Annotated in this window: 20 protein-coding genes; 14 read left to right on the top strand and 6 right to left on the bottom strand. The window is 42.4% G+C overall.

Annotation, left to right across the window (positions count from 1 at the left end):
• Positions 1-96: 96 nt before the first annotated feature.
• On the bottom strand, positions 97-1,041 hold the full coding sequence (ylqF, locus tag R7127_RS10530) for a ribosome biogenesis GTPase YlqF (protein WP_005376521.1): 945 nt from the start codon (positions 1,039-1,041) through the stop codon (positions 97-99).
• A gap of 447 nt (positions 1,042-1,488) precedes the next feature.
• On the opposite strand from ylqF, the gene R7127_RS10525 reads away from it, so the two are divergent.
• From R7127_RS10525 to R7127_RS10505, 5 genes are all read left to right on the top strand, one after another.
• A complete protein-coding gene (locus tag R7127_RS10525) occupies positions 1,489-5,154 on the top strand; it encodes an ATP-binding protein (RefSeq protein ID WP_064376943.1) in 3,666 nt (1,221 codons plus the stop codon).
• Positions 5,138-6,304: an EAL domain-containing response regulator gene (locus tag R7127_RS10520; protein WP_054576033.1), complete on the top strand. Its 1,167-nt coding sequence runs from the start codon at positions 5,138-5,140 to the stop codon at positions 6,302-6,304. The genes R7127_RS10525 and R7127_RS10520 overlap by 17 nt, the downstream gene beginning before the upstream one ends.
• Positions 6,297-6,893: a response regulator transcription factor gene (locus R7127_RS10515; RefSeq protein WP_033906492.1), complete on the top strand. Its 597-nt coding sequence runs from the start codon at positions 6,297-6,299 to the stop codon at positions 6,891-6,893. The genes R7127_RS10520 and R7127_RS10515 overlap by 8 nt, the downstream gene beginning before the upstream one ends.
• Before the next feature lie 9 nt (positions 6,894-6,902).
• Positions 6,903-8,273 carry a GGDEF domain-containing protein gene (locus tag R7127_RS10510; protein WP_213895344.1) on the top strand — a complete coding sequence of 457 codons (1,371 nt, stop codon included), beginning with the start codon at positions 6,903-6,905 and terminating at the stop codon, positions 8,271-8,273.
• Between the two features lie 157 nt (positions 8,274-8,430).
• Positions 8,431-9,318, top strand: coding sequence for a LysR family transcriptional regulator (locus R7127_RS10505; protein WP_033906494.1), 888 nt, complete (start codon positions 8,431-8,433; stop codon positions 9,316-9,318).
• Here the strand turns inward: R7127_RS10505 and R7127_RS10500 are convergent.
• Positions 9,315-9,923 (bottom strand): response regulator transcription factor, encoded by a 609-nt coding sequence (locus R7127_RS10500; protein WP_213972209.1) that lies wholly within the window; start codon positions 9,921-9,923, stop codon positions 9,315-9,317. The genes R7127_RS10505 and R7127_RS10500 overlap by 4 nt on opposite strands.
• 681 nt (positions 9,924-10,604) lie before the next feature.
• Here R7127_RS10500 and R7127_RS10495 point away from each other — a divergent pair.
• Entirely contained in the window at positions 10,605-11,585 is a 981-nt protein-coding gene (locus R7127_RS10495) for a chemotaxis protein (protein ID WP_025998672.1), read from the top strand.
• A gap of 49 nt (positions 11,586-11,634) precedes the next feature.
• On the opposite strand, the gene R7127_RS10490 is transcribed toward R7127_RS10495, so the two are convergent.
• Positions 11,635-12,171 (bottom strand): prepilin-type N-terminal cleavage/methylation domain-containing protein, encoded by a 537-nt coding sequence (locus tag R7127_RS10490; RefSeq protein ID WP_053307631.1) that lies wholly within the window; start codon positions 12,169-12,171, stop codon positions 11,635-11,637.
• Between the two features lie 444 nt (positions 12,172-12,615).
• Here R7127_RS10490 and R7127_RS10485 point away from each other — a divergent pair, with 444 nt between their 5' ends.
• From R7127_RS10485 to R7127_RS10470, 4 genes are all read left to right on the top strand, one after another.
• A complete protein-coding gene (locus R7127_RS10485) occupies positions 12,616-13,338 on the top strand; it encodes a sulfite exporter TauE/SafE family protein (RefSeq protein WP_172563773.1) in 723 nt (240 codons plus the stop codon).
• 102 nt (positions 13,339-13,440) lie between these two features.
• Positions 13,441-14,346: an EamA family transporter RarD gene (rarD, locus tag R7127_RS10480; protein ID WP_172563774.1), complete on the top strand. Its 906-nt coding sequence runs from the start codon at positions 13,441-13,443 to the stop codon at positions 14,344-14,346.
• Between the two features lie 208 nt (positions 14,347-14,554).
• The gene (locus tag R7127_RS10475) at positions 14,555-14,941 is read left to right on the top strand and encodes an MAPEG family protein (protein WP_172563775.1); all 387 of its coding nucleotides are present in this window, start codon (positions 14,555-14,557) and stop codon (positions 14,939-14,941) included.
• On the top strand, positions 14,935-15,468 hold the full coding sequence (locus tag R7127_RS10470; protein ID WP_054574616.1) for a hypothetical protein: 534 nt from the start codon (positions 14,935-14,937) through the stop codon (positions 15,466-15,468). Before R7127_RS10475 ends, R7127_RS10470 begins: the two co-directional genes overlap by 7 nt.
• A 286-nt stretch (positions 15,469-15,754) precedes the next feature.
• On the opposite strand, the gene R7127_RS10465 is transcribed toward R7127_RS10470, so the two are convergent.
• Positions 15,755-17,119, bottom strand: a complete 1,365-nt coding sequence (locus tag R7127_RS10465; RefSeq protein WP_086047445.1) for an endonuclease/exonuclease/phosphatase family protein — start codon at positions 17,117-17,119, stop codon at positions 15,755-15,757.
• Between the two features lie 394 nt (positions 17,120-17,513).
• On the opposite strand from R7127_RS10465, the gene R7127_RS10460 reads away from it, so the two are divergent.
• Positions 17,514-17,828, top strand: coding sequence for a DMT family transporter (locus R7127_RS10460; RefSeq protein ID WP_005376506.1), 315 nt, complete (start codon positions 17,514-17,516; stop codon positions 17,826-17,828).
• Between the two features lie 79 nt (positions 17,829-17,907).
• On the opposite strand, the gene R7127_RS10455 is transcribed toward R7127_RS10460, so the two are convergent.
• On the bottom strand, positions 17,908-18,813 hold the full coding sequence (locus R7127_RS10455; RefSeq protein ID WP_033906499.1) for a DMT family transporter: 906 nt from the start codon (positions 18,811-18,813) through the stop codon (positions 17,908-17,910).
• Between the two features lie 169 nt (positions 18,814-18,982).
• Between R7127_RS10455 and R7127_RS10450 the strand changes: the two genes are divergently transcribed.
• The 3 genes from R7127_RS10450 to R7127_RS10440 all read left to right on the top strand — a co-directional run bounded on the left by R7127_RS10450 (position 18,983) and on the right by R7127_RS10440 (position 21,656).
• Positions 18,983-19,441 carry an NUDIX hydrolase gene (locus R7127_RS10450; RefSeq protein ID WP_033906500.1) on the top strand — a complete coding sequence of 153 codons (459 nt, stop codon included), beginning with the start codon at positions 18,983-18,985 and terminating at the stop codon, positions 19,439-19,441.
• 104 nt (positions 19,442-19,545) lie between these two features.
• On the top strand, positions 19,546-20,118 hold the full coding sequence (locus tag R7127_RS10445; protein ID WP_005376503.1) for a GNAT family N-acetyltransferase: 573 nt from the start codon (positions 19,546-19,548) through the stop codon (positions 20,116-20,118).
• Between the two features lie 125 nt (positions 20,119-20,243).
• Positions 20,244-21,656, top strand: a complete 1,413-nt coding sequence (locus R7127_RS10440) for a coniferyl aldehyde dehydrogenase (protein WP_005376502.1) — start codon at positions 20,244-20,246, stop codon at positions 21,654-21,656.
• A gap of 176 nt (positions 21,657-21,832) precedes the next feature.
• Here R7127_RS10440 and R7127_RS10435 read toward each other — a convergent pair whose 3' ends face one another.
• Positions 21,833-22,312 carry an aminoacyl-tRNA deacylase gene (locus tag R7127_RS10435; RefSeq protein WP_005376501.1) on the bottom strand — a complete coding sequence of 160 codons (480 nt, stop codon included), beginning with the start codon at positions 22,310-22,312 and terminating at the stop codon, positions 21,833-21,835.
• Between the last annotated feature and the right edge of the window lie 113 nt (positions 22,313-22,425).

Here is a 22,425-nt window from a genome sequence, read left to right as displayed (position 1 = left end):
GAATATAAAGTTTGAAAAGTGAAAAAAATGGGCGCATTAGATAACAAAAAAGGCGCGAAAATCGCGCCTTGAAACATGAGTAGATAAGAGACAAGCTTATCGCTTATTACGTAAATAGCGCTTACGACGCTCTTCTTTACGCTTCGCTTTTTCTTCTTCTTTACGGGCGGTCTCAATCTCGACTTCAATCAGCTCTTGAGTGATCATTTCTGGGCGTTCTAATGTAATTTGGCCCAAAGTGCCTTGACGAAGTTCGTGCAATAAGATCTCTGATACTTTGTGCAAGTCAACACGTCCACCTGCACGTAGTGCACCGCGGCGACGACCAATTTCTTCCATGATCTCGATATCTGATTCTGGAAGCTCTTCAATTTGATAACGCTCTTTAAGCTTGTCTGCATAATGAGCTGCTAGGTATTCAATGGTATAGAATGCGACTTCGTCATATTCCATCGCTGTATCTTTTACCGCGCCGGTAGCCGCAAGGCGGAAGCCACTGTGTGGATTTTCCACTTTTGGCCATAAAATTCCTGGAGTATCAGATAATACGATGCCATTTTGCAGGTTGATACGTTGTTGACGACGTGTAACCGCGGGTTGGTTACCTGTTACAGCGATTGTTCGACCTGCGAGGGTGTTAATGATCGTCGACTTTCCAACGTTTGGGATGCCCATGATCATGGTGCGAATGTTTTTACCAATTTCTTCTCGGTGTGGTGCAAGTTTGCGGCAAAGCTCCATGATTCGATGCACTTCTTGTGGTTCAGAAGTCGTGATCGCCATTGCTTTTACATGTTGCTCTTGCTCCAAGTGCTCAATCCACAGTTGAGTTAATTCTGGATCGGCCAAATCACGTTTGTTCAAAACTTTAACGACAGGTTTGTCACCACGGATTTGAGAAATCAAAGGGTTTTCACTACTGAAAGGAATACGAGCATCCAGTACTTCGATGATCACATCCACTTGAGGGATTGCTTCTTCGATCTCTTTACGTGCTTTGTGCATGTGGCCAGGAAACCACTGGATTGAGTTATTAACCATTTGAATTTAATACCTTAATTTTTCTAATGCTCCAGCGGTTGTAAAAGTAGCAATGTGAGTCTTGAGTAATACAATACTAGAACGCATTTTCTAAAACTGTGTTTACTTCAAGCTGCTCGAAACCGCGGAGTTGAGCTTTCTTTCATGTTAATACGCCAGTTTATCATGGAATGATGATGAATCATTCAAGATGAAAGTAAAAAGCTATGGCGTGCAAACCTAAAAGCACACATCCCTTATGTATACCGACTCGCAGTGAATATCCGTCTGGGTGAGAGACCGAACGCAAACGCTGTGTAGTCAAAGGTGGATTGTGTTGTCAGATTGTTCTGACGAATTTTGGTTTTTTACTTTTATATCAGAGTGTTATTTTTATTTCACTATTGAGCTAAGTTTGACTTTTATCTGACAAAAACTAGTCTGAGCTTCCATTCAGAGGAAGCAGTCATGCTCAGTATTCTTAGAAGTATTACGGTATCGTCCGTCGCCTTAATTTTTTTAGCGAGTTCTTTTTGCTCAACTGCCAAACAGAGTCCTAAACCGAAGGTCATCGTTGGTGTTATTGCACAAGACGAAGCTAAAGACTCGTTTGACGGTAGCGTTGGTCCTTCGTACGGAATTAGTCTTGAGTATTTGTCTAACATTACTAAAGCTTTGGATTATGAGTTAGAACTTCGGACTTACAAGCATATTCCGTCTTTACTTGCGGATGTCGAAAGCAAGAAGATTGATGGTGCGGTTGGATTTAGTAAAACAGCAGCAAGAGAAAAGCGTTTCTTGTTTTCGATGCCTTTCTTTTCGAGCACTATCGCTGTTTGGTATCGGAATGCCACTTACCGAGATAGTGATGCGCGTGATCTTAAATGGGTGTGTGTTGAGGGCAGTGTGTATTGTGACAACCTCACTGAACGCGGTATCGATAAGATACATTACGTTAAAACACGTTTAGAGGCGTTTAATGAAGTTAAGCGAGGTAAAGCGAACGCGCTGATTTACACTTATGTTGGTATTACCCAATATTTGGATTTGAATGACATTGTAAAAGGGGTTGTCGATATTCCCAGTTGGTTGAAAAACGAAGAGGTGAGTTTTATCGCTTCGTTGGACAAACAGAGTCTGATCGATGACATCAACAAAATCCTTCAGTGGGAGCAAAATGGAAAAAACATTCGCTCCGTCGCCTCGAAAAATCCTTACCATATCAGTGATAAGTTATTGGTAGATTACCGACGTAATCATCAAAACAAACTAGTGATAACTTACAGCAGCAGTGACGAAGCTTATCCGTTTCTCTACCGAGATTCGCAAACGGGTGAGTTAGACGGTTTCTTTCCAGACTTCATCGACTTATTGCAGTCTCGTACTGGCTTGAGCTTTAAGTATGTGAAACCGACGTCGAGCCTTTCCAATGGATTAACGGCATTTGATGCCGATATAGTCCCCATCTCTTATGTGGGTGAGCTACCTAAGTCAGATTGGTTGTTCACTAAACCATTCATGCACAGTAATTACGTGGCTATCCAAGCGGAGCAGAGCAAGCGCGATAAATCTGCACTGAAAGAAGCGGGTATTCTGCTCACTTTGAAAAAGCAAGGGTTAGTTCATTTGGGCACTTGGCAGCAAGGCCAAGTTGATCATTATGATGATTTGAAGAAGCTGCTTACCGATTTGAAATCGGGCGTTTTGGATGTGGCTTACATTCCTGACGACATCGTTCACAACATGATTGCACAAGATCAAGTCAATGGCTTGGTGATCAATGCGGAGGACGTTTTGACGTTCTCTAATGCATTTGCGGTTGCAAACCACAATACACAACTGCAACACATGTTGAACAGCATCATCGAAACCATTGATTCTAACGAGATCGAAAAACTGCTGCGTTCTCACCGAAGCTTCAAACTGACTTATGGCTATGACTCGGAGCAGATCGCTACATTTGTTGTTGCTGGTTCATTCATATTCTGTCTCATGTTAATTGCGGCGTATTTCATCTTATCTCACATGCGACTTAAAGTGAGGTTAGCCGAATTTAATGCTGACAATGAGGAAGCGGAAAAGCAATGGCTGATGGACATCATCAAAGAGATCAATAGCTTGGTTTTTATCCATAGTGAAAATAACCATATGGAGATGAGTAATTGTGCGAACTACAACAGTAAACAGTGCCAACAATGTAGTTTGAAAAGTGATTCTGCGCACGTTCCTCTAGTGAATAATTTTGATGAACTGACCACTGTTATTGCTGGAAAGCGTATTTCAGAAGAGGTTGCCTCGTCGGGCTGTGAACTTGATATTAAACATGTATATCGAGAACGCAAAGTCATCGCTTCTCCTAGCGGTAAGAACAAGTTTGTACTGACTGTGATTCAAGATATTACCCAGCAAAAAGAACGTGAGCAGGCGTTAATCGATGCGCAAAAAGAAGCGCAAACCGCGGTACGTGCGCGCGAAAACTTTTTGGCAACCATGAGTCACGAATTAAGAACGCCATTGTCGGCAGCACACGGCATCCTCGATTTGCTAAATCACCAAGTGACGACAGATTCAAATCGCGAGTTAATTGACCAAGCCATATGCTCGCTCAATCATTTAAATATGCTAGTAGACGAAGTACTGGATTATTCAAAGTTAGAGGCAGGGCACTTAACCGTCGCCCTAGTTAAGACCGACTTGCTTAAAACCTTGTGCGATGTGTTTCGAAGCTTTGAACCACGAGCGCTCGCGAAAGGTTTGGATTACAAAGTGACAATCAAACCATTTTCGAATGCTTTCATTGAAATCGACGCGCTGCGATTGGTGCAAATTACCACCAATCTACTCTCCAATGCGGTGAAATTCACTGCGGAAGGAGAGGTTGGAATCAGTGTCATTCTTCATGAAAAGCAGCTTATTTTGAAAGTGGCGGATTCAGGTATCGGCATGACGGATGACCAACTCGAAGGTATTCTCAATCCTTTTGTTCAAGCGGATGACACTATTACGCGTAAATATGGCGGCACTGGATTGGGACTGAGCATTGTTGACCGATTGATCGACTGCATGGGCGGCGTGCTCTGCATCGATTCACAATTTGGCTTGGGCACGACGATTACCGTCAGACTGCCAATTGAGCATTGCGACTCTGAGCCAGACGTTTGTTTGAACTGGACGTATAGCGAGAGCTTACCACTTAATATTCGCCAGTGGTGTGACGCGTGGAAAATGCGTCCAGCAACGTTAAAAACAATGGTGGCGAACCTTCACCCTATACACGACAGCGATGCCAGTTTTAATGGCCTAATGCTGCGTGACGAACAAAGAGTACTTGGCAGTCTTACGTTAAGAGAGCTTCAGTATCCAGATACATTGTTCAATTTACTCAGCCAAACGCAGCAAGAAACCAAGCTTAATGACGTAAATCAAGAAGTGGTTTCTTGGGTCCTCGGCACGGTACTGGTCGCAGAAGATAATCCCATTAACCAAAGCGTGATAGCAATGCAGCTTCATGAACTTGGAATCGAACCTGTCATTGTGAACAACGGCCGCGAAGCATGGGAATACATCAACCAAGATGAAAACGTTGTGTTGCTGCTGACCGATTTTCATATGCCAGAAATGGATGGCTATGAGCTTGTTAGGCACGTGAAAAACTCCGAATTTAAAGCAATTCCAATCATCGGTGTGACAGCAGAAGATGCTCGTCTTGCCATTGAACGTACACAGGATATCGGCATTGATGATGTGCTCTACAAGCCCTATGACCTTAATCAATTAAAAACCGTTTTGATTCCATTTATTGGCGAAAAAGAGAGGGGTAGGCTGCCCGGCTGGATTAAACGGTTCAAAGCTCAGGACGCAAAAGAGATTGCGCGCGTGTTTAGTCAATCAATGTCTACAGATATAAAAAACTTAAACGCCGCATCGACTGAGCGAGACAAAAAACGGGTCATTCATGGCATCAAAGGAGCGGTTGGGACGATAGGGGTAAGCATGCTGGCTGAGCTTTGTATTGAGGCAGAACGAGTTACTGCTGCGGAGTTTGACAGGCGAACAGCGGAGCTAATTTTACGAATCGAGCAGGAGATCGAAAACATAAACTATTGGGTAGAGACAAATGAATACACAATTTAATGTGATGGTGATTGATGACCATCCGCTACAAACCACAATACTTACGCAAATATTGGAACGCTATTGCGCGCAAGTCATCCCTTTTAACTGTGTGGATGCCGCTATTCAGAGTGTGCAGGAACAATATTTTGACGTGATTTTTTGTGATATCCAAATGCCCGGAAAAGACGGCATCGATATGATGGAAATGCTCGATAAAGTCCAGTACCAGGGGCAAGTTGTACTGGTCAGTGCAATGGAATTGACCATTATTTCTGCGGTAAGAGCCATGTGCGAGGGATTTAGTTTTGAAGTATTAGGGAAGCTGCCTAAGCCATACGATGAAAATGAAGTCGTTGATTTGTTGGGTAAAATAAAAGATGAAAAAGCGAAACAAGTCAGCTTTGCGCAACCTATTGAAGTGGAAGATCAAGAATTCCTGTTTGCTCTGGCTGAAGGGCGCGTGAAAAATTATTACCAGCCTTTAGTCGATGTGCAAAGTGGGGAAGTGCTTGGGTATGAAGCGCTCGCGCGTTGGAATCATCCTATTTATGGTGTGTTACCCCCTCATTATTTTTTGCCAATTGTAGAGCGTTGCCGCCTTTCTGGAGAGTTGTTTCAAGCTGTATTGAGTAATGTTATCTATGACATGAAACACCGCGGATTGACGCAAAACGTATCCATCAATGTAGACCATGAAAATTTAGAAGATACGGCGTTCTCTCATTACTTTTTACAGCAATGTTTAGAGAGCGAGATTGACCCATCACAAATCACCATTGAAATTACAGAGCGAGATACATTTCAGACTAGCGCGTCCCTGTACAAGAATTTACTCAAGTTGAGGATGAACGGTGTCACTGTCTCAATAGATGATTTTGGCACGGGGTCATCGACGTTTGAAAAACTGGCTCAACTGCCATTCAACGAGTTAAAAATCGATCGTTCGTTTGTACAAGGTGTCGAATGCGATATCAAAAAACGCAACATCGTTGTTGCTATTTGCGCGTTAGCGAAAAGTTTGAATATACGATTGGTCGCGGAAGGTATTGAAGACGAAGTCACACTGCAAGCGATACGTGAGTATGGCATTGATCTTTGCCAAGGCTTCTACATTGATAAACCCATGCCACTAGAAGCCATAACCATACTAAATGAAAGATATGAATAAATTGAATTACTTGATCTTTGACGATCATCCTCTCGTTTGTGTTGCAATCAAGTCGTTGCTGCAAGAGTTAGGTAAAACAAATGGGGTGTTTACTGCAACATCAGCGAAGATGGCATTACAAATATTGAAAAAGGAAGAAATTCAACTGTTGATCTTAGATGTGAACTTGGCAGATTGCGATGGGTTTGATTTCTACAAACGTATCAAATCCCATGGTTATGAAGGCAAAGTCATTTTCTTCTCCGCTGAAACTAGCCAAATGTACAGCCAAATGGCTTTTCGTTCTGGCGCTGATGGCTATGTGTGTAAATCGGAAAATCACGACATTCTTAAAGACGCGATAGAAGCGGTAGAGAAGGGGTATACCTTCTTCAAATTTAAGCAAGTTGTTAATAGCGTTCGAGAAATGCCACAACTTTCAAGCAGAGAAAGCGCAGTAATGAAGTATTTATTACAAGGAAAGTCCAATCGAGAAATCGCTTCAGTGCTATCAATAAGTGACAAAACAGTCAGCACATACAAACGTCGTCTATTGGATAAATTTAACGTAAAGAACATTGTTGAGCTAACAAGAGTGGCGGGGGCGTAAGACCGCATCATGACACTTAAAAGTATCGCGTTGTCTCTTTTCATCGCAACATTACTATTCGTCACTTCTGTCACAATGATTGGTGCGGTGTTAATTTCTTATGAAGTAAAGCAGTTCAACACTTACGCGAATAATTTAGCCAAAATAAAACAAAAAGTGATTCTCATGGGGCTATTGACGGAAGCGCAGCTCGAGCAATACAAAGACATGAGCGTGAGTGAAGTAGAAGCGCAAACAGAGCTAAGCTTTCAAGATGCGATTTACTCCCTGTCACCTTATGAAAAACTCAATTACGTTGAAGTTGTTGCACGGAAATCGCTTCATCAGGCTGAAGCGTATTTATCAAATGCGTTCAATCGACAAAATGCCGTTATGTATTTTCGTTCTTATACTGGAAACAAACTCATCTTAGAGAGACCGATTGAAGCGTTAGAGGGAGTGAAAGCCACATTTGATGTTGATTGGTGTAAAAGTAATTATTCTTGTGTGTTAGCCGCGTGGAAAGAGCAACTAACGGACCGGGTATTGTTTTCCCTACCATTTAAAACGACATACTCCGATGACATGGCGATAAGCATCATGAGTCCGGTTTACTTTCAAGGTGAGTTAGTGGGAGAGTTCTCGGAACAATTATACCTCTCGCCGCTTTATAATGATGGGAAAGCGGTAGATGTTCAAATAGCGAATGGGAACAAGCAAATGGTGATTTATTTCGCTGGCTACCCCTTTCCATCATTCGCGTACACCCAATCATATGTCGCAGACAACAACAATCTTATCGTTTACATGTACCCATTTAGTAAAATTGTATTGGATTACGTGTTCTTGTTTATCATCTTCTTTTTCGTAACCTTAGCGTATTACAACAAAGCTTATGAATCTAAAGAGAGCAAACTTCGCCTTGCGAAAGCACTGACGAACGTGACGAAAGATGATTTAACGGGATTGTTTAACCGCAGAGTCTTTCAAGATAGCGAATTCAAACGTCGTTTGGAAACCGCGCCATATTCTGTCATTGCAATAGATGGCGATAGGATCAAGCGAATCAATGACCATTACGGTCACCATGTAGGGGACGAAGTTATTGGGATTATTGCTGATGCTATGTCTAAAGTGTTTCGAAATAGTGATTATCTAGTTCGAACTGGTGGTGATGAGTTTGTTGCGATTCTGCCGGGTTGCAGTATCAGTCAATCTTCAATATTGGCGAAGAAGCTTCGTAGTGTCGTTAAAGATAACCGACTAAAGACCTTGGATATCGAAGTTAGTGTGAGTACTGGTATCGCGGCGAATGAATTACACGAAACGCTTCAGGACGTTATTGTACGTGCAGATGAAGATCTCTATGAGATGAAAAAACACAGACAAAAGTCCCATTAAGCAGCGCTAGTATTGACTCAATGTTAAGTTACGGAACATAACCATGACATAACTGTTTGATTAATTTGACCAAACAGAATGAGTGGTCTTTTATATTAGAGCAGTCAACAAATAGTGATTGCTCTATTTATTCTCGACCTTACATTTGGTGTAGCACGTGAACAAAGATCTCGACTTAAACTTACTTAAAATACTTGTCTTACTGGATAAGCACCGTCAGCTCAAGCCCGTTGCGAAAGCGATGGGGAAGAGCGAAGCGTCAATTAGCAAATACCTTGCCCGATTGCGACTCCAGCTAAACGATGAATTGTTTATTCGGCATCCTCACCACATGGAACCGACGGACTATTTAAAACGTCAATTACCTAAAATTTCCGATGCACTCGAGAAGCTTGAAACTTGTCTAATTAGAGATGAGTTTGAACCGGAAAATTACGAAAAAGACATCACCATTTGTTTACCGCAAACCGCTCAATACTCATTTGGGCATTTACTTGCAATGGATTTAATGGTGCTGTTTCCCAAGGCGCACATTTCGATAGCAACGATTACAGAGTATACGATAGAAGAGATAATCCTAGGCAAAGTGGATGCGCAGTTACATTACTTCAACGAGGATGTTCCGAAATCTGTTTATCAGAAGTTCATCGGCTATGCGCCTGCTGTGGTAGTTGTCCCTGAAGAGCTGGGAATTACCACCCTAGAAGAAGCAGCCAAACTTCCCTTTATCATGTTAGAGATTATCGGTTGGAAAGAGAAAGAGCAGCTCGTTAAGCGTGCAATGGAAAGCCACGGTATGGTCATCAACCGTATTGCGGCTCTAGACAACGTAAGCAGCGTATTGAAGCTAATTAAGCAAAAAAGCGCCGCAACCGTGTTACTTGAATATCAGGCGCCAATTGATGGATATAAATTTATAAGAGTGCCAGAGCATTTTTACCCAGATGGCTGGCCAAAAGTGGTTGTACAGGTGAAGCAAAGCTTAAGACATGATGCAATGCACCAGTTGTTAATCGGTGCTATTGCAAAATACATGAGCGCTTAGCGGCAAAACTCAATGTTTTCTGACTGAGGAATAGTATGCAGAAGTTCAATCAACGTGTCCGCATGGTACTTTTTCAGAATACGCGTTTTGTAGGTGCTGATTGTTTTAGCGCTGAGTGAAAGTTGTTCAGAAATCTTCTTATTTGAGTAGCCTTGTACAAGATAATGGAACACCATGGCTTCGCGATTTGAGAGTGTTACGTTACCCGACGATGGTGTGTGAGTCGACTTAAACATTGAGTAACCGCGTGAAACACTCACAATTGCGTCGATAATGGTCTCTCTTGTTTCATGTTTGCTTAAGAAGCCGTTTGCACCCATTTCGTACGCTGCTTTAGAAAGACTCGAGTAGTCGCGTGAAGAAACAAATAACAGTCGGCCACGATATCCCGTCGCTAAAATGTTTTTGGCTAAACGCATACCATCGCGATCGCCAAGCACTACATCTAAAATAATCAAATCAATTTTATTACTGCGAACAAGCTCCATGATCTCCGCACTGTCAGTAGTTTGAATTACTTCAGCAGCATTGATTGCATGTTCAACAAGAGAAGCAAGTGCCTCGCTATACAATGGTTGAGCGTCAATAATAAGAACATTACTCAAAGTGAACCTCACCTAATACTTCAACTAGTGTGCCGTCAGACGACAGCGCAATTGGATGAGTAGGATTGTAGGAAAAACCTTGCTAAGAGGAAGGAAAATGACTCTTTCAAAAAATGAAAATCAGTGTCTTGATTATGGGAATAACGATGTCAGGTATTGAAATACCTAGTGATAGGATGATTGCTTAAAACTCACGCTGACAGAAAACTAACAAACTGAAAGTGCTCTTTAAGTGTTCTACGCCCTCAGATTTTCTTGTGTGTTTCTAGCGCTTCGATTTAAACCCGTGTGTTAGCAAGCGCAGTTTTATGCGCAAGCCACTTGAAGAGCTTGTTCTACACCAGGCATGAGTACGCTAGCCAACTTTGTACTGATATCTGTTAGATAGGTTTGGCTATTGACGCTGAACATCACTTCAAATTATTTCTAAACTTTTCATTGACTCTGCCGCTAAAAGTGGAGGTGTTAATTCGCACTTTAGCCACTCATAATGTCGTGTTCAAAAATGAGACAATTTTACATGGTTTGGTATGGAAATGTGCGTTAGCCGTCCTTTTGATGGTTTACAAATTTTGTTGTAACGACTAAAAAGGACTTTTGGATTTTTAGCCAGAGAACGGCTTCTCATGGCGTTTGCATCAAACTTTTCTGATGCGTATTTTTGGTTGGATAATTGGCTTTATGAGTAACGTAACCAGCACCATTTTGACAGAAAGTGGTACCAATGAGCTTGAAATCATCGAGTTTCATTTAGAAAAAACATTGCCAGATGGCAGCACAAAAACTTGTTATTACGGCATTAACGTTGCGAAAGTACGAGAAGTGATTCGCGTGCCAGAAACAACCGATTATCCAAACGCACAACCTCATATGATTGGTGTGTTCTCATCCAGAGATGTACTGACGCCCTTAGTGGATTTAGCTGGTTGGTTAGGTGTGCCAACACGACAAGATCTGGAGCGCAAGTTTGTAATCGTTACGGATTTCAACAAAATGACCAATGGCTTCTTAATTGACAGCATTTCTCGTATTCATCGTATCTCTTGGAATGATGTGGAATCACCAAGTCAGTTTTTGGAAGCGGGCGAACAAGATTGTGTAGTAGCCGTTGTCCGTAAAGAAGGCAACCTGATCATGATTCTCGACTTTGAAAAAATCATCGCAGACATCAACCCAGAACTGAGTATGGAAAAATACGATGTGAAAGGGGACAAGTCGGTGGATCTCAACCAGAGAATGGTCGGTAAGCGTAATGCTAAAACGATCATGGTGGTGGATGACTCAGCATTTATTCGCTCTTTGATCCAAGATACATTAGCTTCTTCAGGTTACAATGTGATCACATGTAAAGACGGTGGTGAGGCGCATGAGAAGTTGATGAGCTTGATCGAGGTCGCGAAAGAAGAAAACTTGCCAGTTAAAGAACTATTAGATGCGGTGGTTACGGACGTAGAAATGCCTCGAATGGATGGTATGCACTTAGTGAAGAGACTACGCGATACCGAAGCGTTTCATGAAATGCCGATCATTATGTTCTCGTCATTGATGAGTGAGGATAACCGAGCGAAAGCACTATCTCTTGGCGCAAATGATACGATTACCAAGCCAGAGATTGGCCGCATGGTGAATATGATGGATAAATACGTGTTTAACTTTGCGTAAAAAACCGATCAGATGAAACAAATAAGGCTGCCGATTGGCAGCCTTATTTTTATTGAGGGCAGGGAAGAATCTCTAAGGTGTAACTCTCGTTTGGAGTCTGCGGCGGCCCATATAAAATTCCGCATTGAGTTAGGCTACTATTTTTATCATCTCTTGCTGAAATGACGACTTTAATGTTGTTAGTCTGAACAATTTTCCAGTCACTATCACCGTGCTGATTCTCAAGTTCCGAGACTAATAGAGCTAAGCTTGTTTCATCTGCATCTGGGTAACCGTACCTAAATGTACAGCTAAGAGAGCCATTTAACTCACAGCTTGAGAAAGGCAGACTTTCTGGGCCCTTACCTGAACCTGCGTCAGTGTGTTTATTTGATATATATGGATAATGTTCCAACCCTGCAATCGCCATTTTCCCATAACCTACGCCTAATGCTGATGCAATAGCGCCTTTCATTCCTTCCAAACGAGCTTCACGTGCATCACTTTGAAGGTTTAAAAAGCGTGGCGCGGCAGTGACAGCAAGAATACCGAGCACGACAATAACTACGACTAACTCTATTAGAGTAAATCCCGTTTGTTTTTTCATATTATTTTCACAGCAAGTCAAAGGTAGAAAAACACTGACCGTACACTTGTTTATTGTGTAAATAAGTACGGTAATGATAAATCGATCAGTAGTATAAAGAGGTGAGTTGTAAAGTGCTATACCGACGCCGCACTAATTGACTTAATCCATTAAATGCAATGGAGAATTCACGGGTTTAATTCTGCTAGATTTTAAGAGGTCATTAACTCCGCTGAAGAAATGCTGCGTGAACAGGCGAGCATGAATCCTCTTCGATGTAAGCAAACATGTACATAAGCGGAATGAAATACAAAATGCAAATGAGGGCGAACCGCACAAATGGATTGTCTTTTTATTCACTTTGATGAATGCTACGCGGAATTCATATCGCAGTATGCCTGAGGTATTCATCATGCGAATGTGCTTTGGTTTTGTGTTTATTTTTCAAATATAAGAATAATCTAAATGGAATTCGATTCGATAAACTTCCTTGCAATAGGTTTGATATTTCTTGGCTCTTATGTCCAGACCGCAATCGGTTTTGGCTTGGCTATTGTTGCCGCACCTTTACTGATTCTTTGGGCACCAGAATATGTTCCTGCGCCAATCTGTTTAGTCGCGTTATTTATTTCGTTGATGAATGCGATGAAGCACCGCAGTAGTGTTGAAATCGGCGGTTTAAAGATGGCGTTGATTGGGCGAGTGCCGGGATCAATTGCTGGTGGCTTGCTACTCTTTTTTGTATCTACACAAACTCTCACGCTTTGGATTGGTTTGTTGGTGCTGTTTGCAGTCGTGGTGAGTGTTTTACCGTTTCGGGTTGAGCCTACGCCTTCGCGTATGACATGTGCTGGTTTCTTTTCTGGGTTGTTTGGTACCAGTTCTGCGATTGGAGGCCCTCCGATGGCGTTATTGTTGCAGCATCAAGAAGCGAATCAGTTACGCGGTAATTTATCGGCTTTTTTTGTTTTCAGTTCGATTGTTTCACTAATAGTACAAATCCCAGTGGGCTTCTTCACATTGCATCATTTGGTCATTACTATTCCTCTATTACCTGCTGCGGCGCTTGGTTACTGGCTAGCAATGAAAACTACCCAGTCGTTACCAAAAGAAAAGATTCGGTTTGGGGCACTTATGTTGTGTTTTGTAAGTGGCTTTACCGCCGTCGTACAAGCGTTGAGCCAATAATGCCATCTGCATCATAAAGTCACTGCGGGATTGCATTCCTTTTTATGTATGGCGGACTTGTTTACTTACGCCAAATTGGTCGTTTAGATGGGCGATAGTTTTATGAATAACACTCGTTATGGCACTTTTATGGCAGCATTCTCCTTTGTGATCTGGGGATTGCTACCAATTTATTATCGTTATTTACCGAATGCTTCTATGGATGAGTTGCTAGCATGGCGAATCATTGGGTCTGTACCTGTCGGGTTTCTAATTGTACTTGGGATAACCCGTCGAGGGCTGAATTGGAAAGAAATCTGGCTTGATAAAAAATCCTTGTGGTACACGTTTGTGGCGAGCAGTTTGATGTGTATTTCTTGGAGTGCGTTCACTTGGGCTTTGACCCATCATCGGGTCATCGATGCCAGCTTAGGCTTCTTTATTGGACCATTAGTATCTGTTGCGCTGGGCGTATTTATTCTTGGGGATAGGCTCTCAAAAGGCAAACTTATTGCAATAGTGTTGGCAACAATTGGTGTTATGTATCAAGTGATTCACTATGGTCAGCTACCCGTTATCGCACTAACGATGGGGTTGTTCTTTGCTTTGTATGGGCTGTACAAGAAGAAGATAAATTATGACTGGAGTACAACCTTGTTTGTTGAGGCGTTGTTACTGACTCCAGTTGCACTCGCATATTTGCTCTATAAACAATGGGCAACTGGTGAACTGGCTTCGGGCATAGATACCACAACATTGCTTTTGTATTTTGGCAGTGCACCTATCACACTTTTACCACTCGTATTTTATTCTATCGCAATACGTATAACTAATTTATCAACCGTCGGTCTAATGCAATACATCGAACCAAGCTTGCAGTTTGTGTTGGCAGTTATGTTTTTTGGCGAGTTGTTTGACGAAGTGAAAGCGGTGACCTTTGCATTTATCTGGGTAGGGCTGTTGTTCACAATTTTTGAAAGTATTATCAAAGGGCATCGGCGCAAAAAGCTGGTCAAACACCCCTTATAGTGGTTTCAATATTCTCACATATTAGCTTCTTTATTCTTATGCCCTCCATTCGAGGGCATTTTTAATGTCATGAAGCATTGGCTTTCGTTTTTTTCCGAGTAGAAATCATAACTTGAGATTATTTGACGCATTATCATAATGATACCGCTATAGTTATAGCCAAGTGACACGCTTATATAAGTGAAAACCAGATCAAGAAGGACGACATATGATCACTGCTCTGTATGCCAACATTCTCGCAATACTCATTATTTGGTTGGCTGTTCAAGTAATTAAGCAACGTCGCTTAAATCAAATTGCTTATGCCGATGGTGGGGTAGAGGCTCTACAAATTGCTCGTAGTGCCCAGAGTAATGCGACAGAATATATCCCCATCACCCTGATTTTAATGGCACTTTTAGAATTTAATAGTGCTTACCCAACATGGATACATCTCACCGGTATTATTTTTATAATTGGTCGAGTTATTCATGCTAAAGGCATATTGAAAAAAGACTTGAAAAAGCGCATTAGAGGGATGCAGGTGACATTTCTGGTGATACTTTCATTGGTTGTGTTAAATATGATTTACCTGCCATACGATAAGTTATGGTAAGTCTGCGACGTTACATTCCACCACCTTGGGTACTCGTTCTGATTGGATTAGTACTGAATATTGGCGCGATCATCGTTACTAGCTTAGTCCTTGATAAGTTGGGTAAACAGCAATCGCAGCTCGCAGAGCAAACAGCAAAAAACTTGTATTCCATCCAACTCGCATGGAACAGTGTGGAAACCCTAGAAAGGAAAAGAGAAGCTTTACTGCTGCATGTGCACATAAGTCAGAGCGTAGCGATACCTTTAGAGCTAGAAGAGGTATTAGCAGGTCATTTATCTTCTTGGGTTCTCAACGAGTCGGATGAAATAAAAATTGATCAACTTCCTCAACTAATGTCAAAGATAAATCAGGCACAAGCTTCGTATAGAGACCGCATCGATAATTACTACATTGAGAATGTAGAGCTCAATGAGGTAATGGCAAAGCAGGATGAAAAGATCGCTTGGTACAAGAATATCGGACTCTTCTTGCAAGTATTCGGACTTGCGTTAATCCTTGCTCGCGACTTAGCTAGGAAACAATAAAAGCAAGAGCTAAAGATCAGGTTTATTGCGAAATGCCAATGGTAGTTTGCAAATTGCAATTTATTCGGTGAGCAAACAGTAGCTATTGGTTAAGTTTTAATGAAAGTGATTAAATAACAACCTGTTTTTGTGCGCTGAAAAGTTGGCACGCCTCATGCTTTAGTATGAATGACCCTTTCTAAGCCGAGGGTCACCTAGCCAACTGACGTTGTTAGTGAACCATCTTGTTCACAAATATATACAGCCAATCACGACTCCTTGTGGTTGGCTTTTTTTTTTATGCAGTCTAGAACTGTGCTTTAATCCAGATCATGCGATGGTCGGAAGATACATCCTTACCATCACCATACTTACCGATACGTGCATCGTTAAATAGTTTACGGCCTTCTTCATAAGACGCTGACCAGTACACACCAGAGTCTATTACATTCAAATTTGCTGAAGGCAAGGCATAGTCTACCCCTAAGCCAAACGTTGAAGTGATGCGATTCGGATATGGGTGAGTTGAACTGCGGTCAACAGCGTGTTCAGCTGCACCAAAGCTTGTTGGGTAAAGCTCACCATTCATCACGGTTTGATTAACCAATGGATCGTTGTGCAGCTCTTGCATTACAGAGCTAATACCGTCACCAGCCACTGGATCAAGGTTTTGATCACCCATCATTACGAATTTAGTGCCGTTCGTTAAGCCACCTGTTTTACCCGCATCGTCGTAAAAATAGTCTTTGCCTTGAATGTAATGATGCCAAAACTCCACTTCTGCTGCGTTTTGCGCTTTGTTTTTACCGGTGTCGAATACTGGTGGAGTAGGATGAGACATCAACAAGTGTACAACTTCCTCGCCATTGCGAGTTGGAATGATGATTGGCGCGTCGACGTGATTTTTCGAAGATAGACGCACTTGATCCCATTCTTCCGCTGAGTACCATTCATCACCACACTTCATGCCGTCTGGAATCTTTTGCGAACCGTCACAGATAGTAATGGTTGGAATTTTCGCACCTTCCATATCTTTCCATTTAAATGCTTGGAATGTACGTGTGTTTGCCGTGTCAATTTTATACTTAGACATAAGGGCAAATGCATATTGACCATGGTACATGCCAAAGCCCCATGCATCACCTGGCATTTGACCTGCGGTTCCGTTGTTGTCAAGATCAAACTCACTCAACAACCCTGTATTGGTTGAATAAGATTCAGCATAAGGGTATTCAATAGGCTCAAGGTTTGCTTCACCGCCCGCGCCATCGATACTTTGCGCGACAGACAAGTAGTTCTTCTGGAATCCTTCAATGGCTGCTTTGTTTTCACCTGTTCCATCGTTGTTGTATTCCGCCATCATGAGAACATCAGGACGATTCTTTTGAATGATTGCTGCAACGTTACGAATTTGAATGACTTTTTCCGCAGTGGTTTTGTCTTCGGCTGCGATTGAACCGTCTAAATAAGAGGTGACCAAAGCAGCTTGCTGCGTTGGTTCAATTTGCATTTCATCTACCAAAGTTTCGAAGGTAGCGCGGTCAAAAGAGAGGTTGTAAGTCGCTATTTTTACTTCTTTAGGCTGAACATTGACGTATTCAGTATCGTCATTACATCCAGATAGTAGAGCGGCGCCAACAAGGACAGCGATAGAGGTTTTGATTGCTTTCATGGGTACGTCATACCTTATAATTAATTCGGCTGAATATTAAAGTCATCAGTCATTGTTTTAAGCGATATTAGTCACACAAACGTTTTCATATTTACATGTTCAATTAGTTTTTGTGTGATTTGTGCAATAAATGCAACACTTTCAACACCAGAAGGTTATATGTAAATTGTTAAAAAACGGTGTCGTTATTGATGCGAAATAGAGAGCCCGCCACCGTTAAAAAGAAAAGCGTAGAATTTAAGCGTGCATGAGATGTTTGAGTTGTATGTTTATCGCCGTGTTTTATTTTTTATGTTCAAATTTCTGTATATAATAAGCAGTCAATCAGAAGTGAGGACGACCTCACCGCTCTATCTTTTCTCGGGGACGACCCCATCTCGTTGGGAAATGTGACATGGCTTGGGGAATTCTCTTCATTGCGGGCTTGTGTGAAATCGCATGGGCTGTCGGTCTTAAATATTCACAAGGGTTTACCAAATTCGGTGCTTCGGCATTCACTATTGTCTTTATGTTATTGAGCTTTTGGTTGCTTGGCATTGCGTTAAGAACCTTGCCTTTAGGCATTGCTTATGGCGTATGGGTAGGGATTGGCGCAATAGGCACGGCAGTCGTGAGTATTTATCTGTTCAATGAGCCAGCAACACTTATCAAAGCCTTAAGCTTGCTAATGATTGTCGCTGGTATCGCAGGGTTAAAAATATCAGCTTAACGTTAGGCTAAACACAAAACAGCCAGAGTCACTCTGGCTGTTTTTCTAAATGTCGTGTTTACGGTTCTAGGTAGGTATATCAAGCGTTGCGCTTAACAAAAGGTAACCGTAAGTGATGACCAAACGCATTAATTAATGCGCCTGTAACAATCAGACCGCCACCGACGTACGTCCAAATGATCGGAACCTCGCCAAAAAAAATGATGCCTAACAACACAGAAAATACGATCTGGATATACGAATAAGCGGAGGCTTTACCCGCTTGTTGAGTTTGCATCGCTTTGGTTAACCCCAATTGCCCAATTTGGGTAAAGACACCAACTAGAACCAACATGAAAGTCAGATATAGATCGGGCATTACAAAATCGTCGCCAATCAGTAAGAGTGAAGCGGGGAGAGCAACCAACGGGAAATAGAAAATGATCACTGAGCTGTCTTCTGTCTGACTCAGTTTTCTGACGATGACGTAGGCAATTGAGCTACCAAATGCGCCTAAGATCGCAATCATGACGCTAAACATTGGTAAAGCGCTATCTGAGCCTTGCCCAGTTTCTGGGCTTACCATGATATAGATGCCGAGTAAGCACAACGCAATACAAAGGAAAGTTGACGGCTGGATGCGCTCTTTCAAGAAAAATACGGCGAGTAGTGCAGTAAATACCGGATGAATATATTGGAATATCGTCGCTTCTGCCAAAGGTAAGGTGGTCACTGAATAATATACACACATCAGAGCCATCGTGCCCACAGCACCGCGTGCAAATAGTAATGGCTTATTATTGCCCCATACAGAAATTCGTTTTCGCTTTACATCGAAATAACTAATGATAAGTGAAACGAGCGCTCTTGCTGCAACGATTTCAAAAACGGGGATACCGTAGTTGCCGACGTGCTTTACTGTAGCCGACATCAGAGCAAAGCCGAACGCGGAAAGCACCATAAAGCGCACACCGATGGGAATCATAGTGTTGAATGAATTGGACATTTTACTGCTCATTTGTTGCGACAGATCTCACTTTAGCATACTTAGTTAGCGATTAAATCCTCTCAACTCAAACACTTCTGTCGACAAGATGAATAAACAGTAGAATACGTAGCAATTAATCTGCCTCTCTTCAGCGTAACAATAAAAACTCGATATTTAAGGAGCTTACATGATCCCGATAAAAGCAACGCATGTTTCAGGCGTTGTCATTTCAAAAATTGATGGCATAGAAAAAATGCTGTTACTCAAACGCGTAAAAGGTGGCTATTGGTGCCATGTTGCAGGTGGTATCGAAGCGGGTGAAGCCGGGTGGCAAACCATTTTAAGAGAGTTAAAAGAAGAGACACTAATTGACCAAGTTGAGTTACATACAGCAGACTTTCTAGAGCAGTTCTACGAAGCAAAAAATAACCGTATCATGGTTATCCCATGTTTTGTGCTATTTTGTCCGCCTAACCAATCAGTTGTTCTTAACGATGAGCATACAGAGTATCGCTGGTGTACGCTTGAAGAAGCTAAGCAGCTGGCTCCGTTTGCCAATCAGCATCACCTCTATGAACATGTATGGAAGCATTATGTAGATGTGGCATCACTAACGCCATTTACGCTGATCGATCAAAAGGGCTAAATGAACGGCAACGGCTTTGATTAGTTTTTATAGAGAGGTTTGTTCTCATAAAATGAAGCGTTAGGATTTGCGCTGAGCGTTCACAATAAAAAGGAATAACATCTATGGATGAAGTCACATGCCAAGAGACGTATCAAGGAAATCACTTACAGAAGCGTTTTTCCGTCTCGCAAAGGATCTCAATTGAGCCCCTCAATACGAAACACGCGTCCGCTTTACTAGAGGTTGTGAACACTCACCGAGAGAGCCTTGAGGGCTATCTACCTTGGACGGATTCTGTCACGAATCATCGAGAGGCCGTGAACTACATTTCCCAGCGAGTGAACAGTAACGCGCTGGATTCCCACTGGTGTGCAATTTATTTTGATGAGCAGCTTACGGGTGTTATTGGCATTAAAGGTGTGGATTCACATACGCGTGTTACTGAAATTGGCTACTGGCTTGCCAACAATGGGCGAGGCCATCGTGTGATTGATCAAGTACTCGCAGTATTGATCCCTTTTTTGAAGCGGAAAGGGCACGCACAATTCATTCAGTTCCATTGTATGGAAGATAACATCGCTAGCATCAATATTGCTGAGCGTGCAGGCGCCACATTAAAAGAATACGTTGATCATGAGTTTGATATGCTTGACCGCTCTCAACGACTAGGCATTTATGAACTACGTTTGATGTAGTATCCACCCCAGAGATATTTTAATCAGAGTTCGAACTCTAACTTCACGAGCGCTACAATAGTAACATTGTTGCGCTCGTGTTAACTTGGAGCGTCATTGGTAGAAACTAGGCTAGGAGAAGCATCATGAACGCAATCACAGAGGTTGAAGTAGATAACTTGTTACAGCAAAGCCTCGAACGCTTAAAAGCGGCATATGCAGCCGAGCCTTATCCTAGTTTGGATGAACGTAAACAGCACCTCGTTTTGTTAAAAAAATCGCTGCTTGAGAACAAACAAGCGCTGGTTGAAGCGTTAAGTGACGATTTTGGCTATCGCTCAGAATTTGATACCGCTATGACCGACGTTTTGCCAACGGTCTCGCATATTAATTATACCCTCAAACGACTAAAAAAATGGTGCAAACCCAGCAAGCGCGAATCCGGCTTATTGCTCGCACCTTCTAAAGTCACCGTTCAGTATCAACCGTTAGGTGTCGTCGGGATCATTTCACCGTGGAACTTTCCTGTGATTTTGAGCCTTGCGCCTTTAGTGACAGCATTGGCTGCTGGCAACCGCGTGATGATGAAGCTCAGCGAATTTACGCCAAAAACCAATAAAGTCATCGTCGATATTTGCCGTGGGTTGTCTGAGTATGTCGAAGTTTTTGAGGGTGAAGCAGACGTCGCACAAGCATTCAGCCAACTGCCATTCGATCACCTTTTGTTCACGGGTTCTACGAGTGTTGGTCGCGCAGTGGCAAAAGCGGCAGCGGAAAACCTTACCCCGGTGACGTTAGAGTTGGGTGGAAAGTCCCCGGTGATCATTGCAAAAGATGCAGACATGAAGAAAGCCGTTGATGCTATCTTGTTTGGTAAATGCATTAATGCAGGCCAGATTTGTGTCGCGCCTGACTACGCATTTGTACCGCAAGAACGTGTCGAAGAGTTCATTTCGCTATTCTTAAAACGTTTTGAAAAGCTCTATTTAAAATCCAACAAGAATCAAAAGCTGACCCATATTGTCAACCAACGACAATATGATCGTTTGACTGCGCTACTTGAGGATGCAAAAGCGCAAGGTGCTAACCTTCACACTGTTGAAGCGTCGCCCCAAGAGGAACGACTTCTGTATCCTCATTTGGTCACGGATGTGTCGCCGAATATGCGAATCATGCAAGAAGAGATCTTCGGGCCATTTCTACCTGTTAAGCCCTACAATGCCGTTGATGAAGCGATTGACTACATTAATCAGCACCAAAGACCACTTGCGCTGTATGTTATGTCGGACGACAAATCGACCATCAAACATATTGTACGCAACACCCACAGTGGTGGCGTCGGCGTTAATGATACGGTTTTACATGTTGGCGCTGAAGATGCGCCTTTTGGTGGCGTTGGTGAATCGGGTATTGGGTATTATCACGGAGAGGAAGGATTCAGAACTTTTAGCCATGCGAAAACCATTCTTCACACACCGAAATGGTTGCCAAGAACGAGCGTATTAATGCGCCGTAGGGCTATGGCGATAAAAGCGATCCAAAAGATCTTTGTTCGATAATAATTATGATTTGATTGATAAAAAAACCGCCCGAATAGGCGGTTTTTTGTTTCTATGTGCTCTGAAACGCTGAACACCAAAGTCCGAGAAACTTCTATCGCGTGCTACCAACAAAACAAAGAAAGGCTCTTGTTGAAAGAGCCTTGTTCAGGAAATGTCGAGAGATCTTGGCAAGTTTAATGCAGAACTTCACTGCTGAATCTTAGATATCTACAGTCGTTCATCAGTTCTTTAAACGCCTTTCTGTCCAGCTTAATCAGAGTTTCATGATCGCCAGCTTCAAGGTAGACATGTTCCAAGTTTGCTAGTCTTTCATCGCAAACTGTCGACATGTGGTAAGGACTACCAATCGGTGGAATAGCGCCGTGTTCACAATCGGTGAAGAGTCGGTAAACCATACGCTCTTTCACCAAGTGGAAGGTGGCATTAAATTCGTCGTTTAATCTCGACAAACTGATTTTGTTGTTGGCAGGTAAGACCGCCATCATATGACGCCCTTCATGATCCTCTAGAATCACACCTTTTGCGATATTCATTAAAGGCACACCTGCTGCAACACCACTTTGTAGCGAGCTATGACTGTGGCTGTGATTCACGGTTTGAAAGTGAATGTTATGCTCAGTCAAATATTCATCTAATCGGGTTGCAATAGTCATATAGCCTCCACGTGTATGAGACCCATAAAAAGTATAGGTTAGTCGGGCGACAATCGCGCATTTTACTCGGCGACACTGACGCTCTTTACGCTCCTGTTCTACGCTTATTGCAA

It is taken from the genome of Vibrio sp. 1159 (assembly GCF_033340395.1).
Taxonomy (GTDB): Bacteria; Pseudomonadota; Gammaproteobacteria; order Enterobacterales; family Vibrionaceae; genus Vibrio; species Vibrio alginolyticus.
This window is presented reverse-complemented; position numbering and strand designations above follow the sequence as displayed.

Bases quoted from the DNA above. Each gene is read 5' to 3' on its own strand.
- R7127_RS10510 (WP_213895344.1), top strand. From the start codon at position 6,903: ATGACACTTAAAAGTATCGCGTTGTCTCTTTTCATCGCAACATTACTA.
- R7127_RS10445 (WP_005376503.1), top strand. From the start codon at position 19,546: ATGGATGAAGTCACATGCCAAGAGACGTATCAAGGAAATCACTTACAG.
- R7127_RS10435 (WP_005376501.1), bottom strand. From the start codon at position 22,312: ATGACTATTGCAACCCGATTAGATGAATATTTGACTGAGCATAACATT.
- R7127_RS10470 (WP_054574616.1), top strand. From the start codon at position 14,935: ATGGTAAGTCTGCGACGTTACATTCCACCACCTTGGGTACTCGTTCTG.
- R7127_RS10460 (WP_005376506.1), top strand. From the start codon at position 17,514: ATGGCTTGGGGAATTCTCTTCATTGCGGGCTTGTGTGAAATCGCATGG.
- R7127_RS10485 (WP_172563773.1), top strand. From the start codon at position 12,616: ATGGAATTCGATTCGATAAACTTCCTTGCAATAGGTTTGATATTTCTT.
- R7127_RS10515 (WP_033906492.1), top strand. From the start codon at position 6,297: ATGAATAAATTGAATTACTTGATCTTTGACGATCATCCTCTCGTTTGT.
- R7127_RS10465 (WP_086047445.1), bottom strand. From the start codon at position 17,119: ATGAAAGCAATCAAAACCTCTATCGCTGTCCTTGTTGGCGCCGCTCTA.
- R7127_RS10475 (WP_172563775.1), top strand. From the start codon at position 14,555: ATGATCACTGCTCTGTATGCCAACATTCTCGCAATACTCATTATTTGG.
- ylqF (WP_005376521.1), bottom strand. From the start codon at position 1,041: ATGGTTAATAACTCAATCCAGTGGTTTCCTGGCCACATGCACAAAGCA.
- R7127_RS10490 (WP_053307631.1), bottom strand. From the start codon at position 12,171: ATGAAAAAACAAACGGGATTTACTCTAATAGAGTTAGTCGTAGTTATT.
- R7127_RS10450 (WP_033906500.1), top strand. From the start codon at position 18,983: ATGATCCCGATAAAAGCAACGCATGTTTCAGGCGTTGTCATTTCAAAA.
- R7127_RS10455 (WP_033906499.1), bottom strand. From the start codon at position 18,813: ATGTCCAATTCATTCAACACTATGATTCCCATCGGTGTGCGCTTTATG.
- rarD (WP_172563774.1), top strand. From the start codon at position 13,441: ATGAATAACACTCGTTATGGCACTTTTATGGCAGCATTCTCCTTTGTG.
- R7127_RS10525 (WP_064376943.1), top strand. From the start codon at position 1,489: ATGCTCAGTATTCTTAGAAGTATTACGGTATCGTCCGTCGCCTTAATT.
- R7127_RS10520 (WP_054576033.1), top strand. From the start codon at position 5,138: ATGAATACACAATTTAATGTGATGGTGATTGATGACCATCCGCTACAA.
- R7127_RS10495 (WP_025998672.1), top strand. From the start codon at position 10,605: ATGAGTAACGTAACCAGCACCATTTTGACAGAAAGTGGTACCAATGAG.
- R7127_RS10440 (WP_005376502.1), top strand. From the start codon at position 20,244: ATGAACGCAATCACAGAGGTTGAAGTAGATAACTTGTTACAGCAAAGC.